The sequence below is a fragment of the Desulfoplanes sp. genome, assembly GCF_054921335.1.
The window spans coordinates 1-3,707 of sequence record NZ_JBUDSQ010000143.1 but is presented as its reverse complement, the minus strand read 5'-3'; the positions used below and the strand labels follow the sequence as shown (position 1 = coordinate 3,707).

General features: G+C 52.5%; 3 protein-coding genes. All 3 read left to right on the top strand.

The window, feature by feature from the left end; all coding sequences use genetic code 11:
* On the top strand, window positions 1-1,296 hold a 1,296-nt coding region (gene csb2 / locus ACY692_RS14500; RefSeq protein WP_462326091.1), incomplete at its 5' end, for a type I-G CRISPR-associated protein Csb2.
* Window positions 1,297-1,342: 46 nt separating this feature from the next.
* Window positions 1,343-2,995 carry a CRISPR-associated endonuclease Cas4g/Cas1g gene (gene cas4g/cas1g / locus ACY692_RS14495; protein ID WP_462326090.1) on the top strand — a complete coding sequence of 551 codons (1,653 nt, stop codon included), beginning with the start codon at window positions 1,343-1,345 and terminating at the stop codon, window positions 2,993-2,995.
* The gene (gene cas2, locus ACY692_RS14490; protein ID WP_462326089.1) at window positions 2,992-3,282 is read left to right on the top strand and encodes a CRISPR-associated endonuclease Cas2; all 291 of its coding nucleotides are present in this window, start codon (window positions 2,992-2,994) and stop codon (window positions 3,280-3,282) included. The genes cas4g/cas1g and cas2 overlap by 4 nt, the downstream gene beginning before the upstream one ends.
* Window positions 3,283-3,707 lie beyond the last annotated feature (425 nt).

Below are 3,707 nucleotides of genomic sequence, written 5' to 3'. Positions count from 1 at the left end.
CCTCTTGTCGTAGTCTATCCGGATACGAATCTGGACGATAACCAGTCAGAACTTCTGGATAACCTGCTCAAAAACATGGCCTACCTGGGACGGGCTGAGAGCTGGGTCGAGGCACGGCTTGCGCCTGAGCTTTCCCCGGAAGTCCTGGACCATGAAGAATGGTGCGGCCCCACGACGGAACCTCCGCCGCCGGATTATGAGTTGACCCATCTCGTTTCACCCTGGACTCCGGAAAAATATGTTCGCTGGAGAGCCGATAAGATTGAGCATGCTTTGCAAAAAGCCGTCGATGAGGTCACTGCAAAAAAGAAAAAAGCCCCGACACCCAAGGCACAGGAAAAACTGCGAGCCAAGGTCTCCCTTCCCTATCCGGAAAGCATTGTGGATTGTTTGATGCAGGATACCGGAGTGTTCCGGAAACAGGGATGGAGTCAGCCTCCCGGAAGCGAACGGATCACCTACCTGCGCCGGGCCGATGCATTGGAACCAATGCCTCTGCGGGCTCTTCCCCCTATGAATCGTCAAGAATCACGGGTCGAAGTCGCGTTGCTGGCCCTGAGCCCCGACACCATCCGAGGCACCATGCGACCACGCATGACCCGGGTTCTCCCGCAAGCCGAGCTTCTGCATCAGGCCCTTGTCAGCCGTATGGAAGACATGGGCCTTGATATTCCCGTTCTCCGGGGAACCGATGCTGCAGGAATTCCGCTGTCCGGACACCGTCATGTTCATTTCATCCCTCTCAGCCTTGCTGAAAATGGCCGCATGGATCACATGGTCGTGTATGCTCCCGGCGGGTTGGACTCCGACGCCCGTAGGGTTCTTCAGAATATCAGAAGAACCTGGGCCAAGGGAATCAAGGCGGATATTGTCGTCACCTGTGTGGGATTCGGATCACGGGAACAATTGGCCGGACAAATCCGTACCCGTTCAGGCAGGCAACTTGCCGAATTCGGGAACGCATGCCGATGGCACTCGTTGACTCCTCTTGTTCTGCCGAGATTTATTAAACGGAAAGGGCGTCATACTCCTGAAGCCCAAATCAGGGAGCATCTCGTATCTGCAGGATTTCCTGCACCCGTCAGCATGCAACTCATTGAAAGTAAAGAACAAAAGGTACAAAAAGGTTTTTTTCGATATGTCCGTTCCCGTGGCAATGGTAAACCCCGCCCGCCTTCGACCCGTCCATGGCTGGTGGAGCTGGAATTTTCCGGACCCGTGAGAGGTCCGGTTTCAGCAGGATACGCCAGCCATTTCGGGCTGGGGCTGTTTGGAGCTTCACTTGCAACCTATTGAATAGATTATGCAAGCTACTAATATTCAGGAACAGGACCCTGCTTTTTTGGAAGTACCGCTGTTGCTTCCAGCGAGGATGCTCAACGAATTCGCCTATTGTCCGCGTCTTTTTTTCCTCGAGTGGGTGCAGGGGGAATGGAATGATTCCGAGGACACGGTCCAGGGGAGGCATGTCCACCGCAGGGTCGACAAGGAAACCGGAACATTGCCCGAGCAGGAGAAAATGGAGGAGGAGCCTGACTTCACGGCCAGGAGCGTGTACCTGTCCGCTCCGGGAGAACGATTGGTTGCAAAGATGGACATTGTCGAAGCAAATGGCTCAGAAGTGTGTCCCGTTGATTACAAGAAAGGAACCATGCCCGATATCCCCGGAGGCGTCTGGGAACCGGAAAAAGTTCAATTGTGCGCCCAGGGGCTGGTTCTTGAAGAAAACGGGTACCCGTGCACACAGGGTATGATCTGGTTTGCCGGTTCCAGACAAAAGGTGCCGGTAGTATTTGACGATGAGCTCAGGACCAGGACACGGGAACTGATCGGACAAGCGTTTGAAACATTGTCAAAAAATGTCATTCCGGAGCCTCTGGTAGGGAGTCGGAAATGCCCGAAATGCTCGCTGGTCGAGATATGCCTCCCCGACGAAACGTGTTTGTGCAAACACCATACAGCGGTCGAAACAGCGAGACGACTCGTCCCGGCCCGTCAGGACAGACTGCCGCTGTATGTCCAGGATCAGGGGGCGTACCTTGGTTTGTCAGGGGAATGTCTTCAGATTCGTAAGAAGAAAAAGGTGTGTCAGGAATCCAAGCTCAAGGATATTTCTTCTGTATCTCTTTTCGGGAATATCCAGATTTCCACCCAGGCATTGCGGGAGCTGTCTTCCCGCAACATCCCGGTATCCTGGTTTTCCTATGGCGGCTGGTTTTGTGGGTACATGAGAGGATTGCCGCATAAAAATGTGGAACTCCGGCGTTCCCAATACCGCAGTGCCGATGATGCCGTGTTTTGCGTCGGGCTTGCTGGTCGCCTGGTACAGGCCAAGATAATGAATTGCAGGACGATGGTCAGACGCAATCACCCCGAACCCGACCAGGGAATTCTTTCGGGATTCAAGAGATTCGCTCTCAAGTCACTTATGGCTGGGTCTCTGAAGGAACTCTTGGGGGTAGAGGGAACTGCGGCCGGGCTTTATTTCAGTCAGTTCAGGGAGATGATCAAAAAGGGGAATCACGACTTTGTCTTCAAGGACCGTAACAGACGCCCACCCAGAGATCCGGTGAACTGTCTTTTGTCATACGGGTATTCTCTCCTGACCAACGATTTCACGGCAACCCTGGCCAAGCTCGGACTGGACCCGTATCTGGGGTTCTATCATCAGACCAAATACGGGAAGCCCGCGTTATCCCTTGATCTCATGGAAGAATTCAGGCCTTTGGTCGTGGATTCTGTTGTGCTTTCCTGTCTGAACAAGAACATCCTGCAGGAAGATGACTTTCAAGTAAGGAACCTTGGTGTCTTCATGAAACCCAAGGGAAAGAAGAAATTCCTGCAGGAATATGCCAGAAGAATGGACGGATTGATCACACATCCTGTTTTCAAATATCGCATTTCCTACAGACAGGTTCTCGAAGTTCAGATCCGGCTCTTTTGCCGGTTTCTTCAGGGAGAACTCGACGCCTACCCATTGTTCGTTACCCGATGAGAAATATTTATATCGTCAGTTATGATATTTGCGAGGACAAACGGCTCCGTCGCGTGTATAAACTCATGCGCGGATTCGGGGACAGAATCCAGTATTCGGTTTTCCTGTGCGAACTTTCAGGGATCGAAAAAGTGGATCTTCAGGCACGGCTTTCGGATATCCTTAAAAACGACGAAGATCAGGTCCTTTTCATCCCCCTTGGCCCTCCCAACGGGCAGCACGTACGAGGGATTAAATCCATTGGGTTGCCCTTCCAGCGGATTGATCATTCCTGTGTTGTTTTTTGAGAGGTTTGCTCTTTGACGACCACATAGCGAATGCTATGCGAGCGACTGAGTGGTGACGAGATTCCGGTGGTTGCTCGATATTGGTAAATGGTATTTTTCTCGGTATTGATTATGAAAATCATAAGTGACATTTTGGTTTTTACAGAGGCGCTCGCGTCCGGTGGGCTAATTGGCTAGTATCAGGGTAGAAAATTTGCCCGCTATTTCCACGGCTGAAAGGTCGTGGCTCCATTGAAGCTCCCGCATCATGCCACACCAGTCGATGAGTGCGGCCATTTCCACGGCTGAAAGGTCGTGGCTCCATTGAAGCGCAGCCATCACCGAAGAACGTGAGGTCGGGTCGCTATTTCCACGGCTGAAAGGTCGTGGCTCCATTGAAGCAGGAGCGGGTTTCGCCGGACAAGGCCGAGCAGATCAGCGATTTC

What these genes read in the sequence shown, in the direction of transcription:
- cas2 (WP_462326089.1), top strand. Translation starts at nt 2,992, where the DNA reads ATGAGAAATATTTATATCGTCAGTTATGATATTTGCGAGGACAAACGG.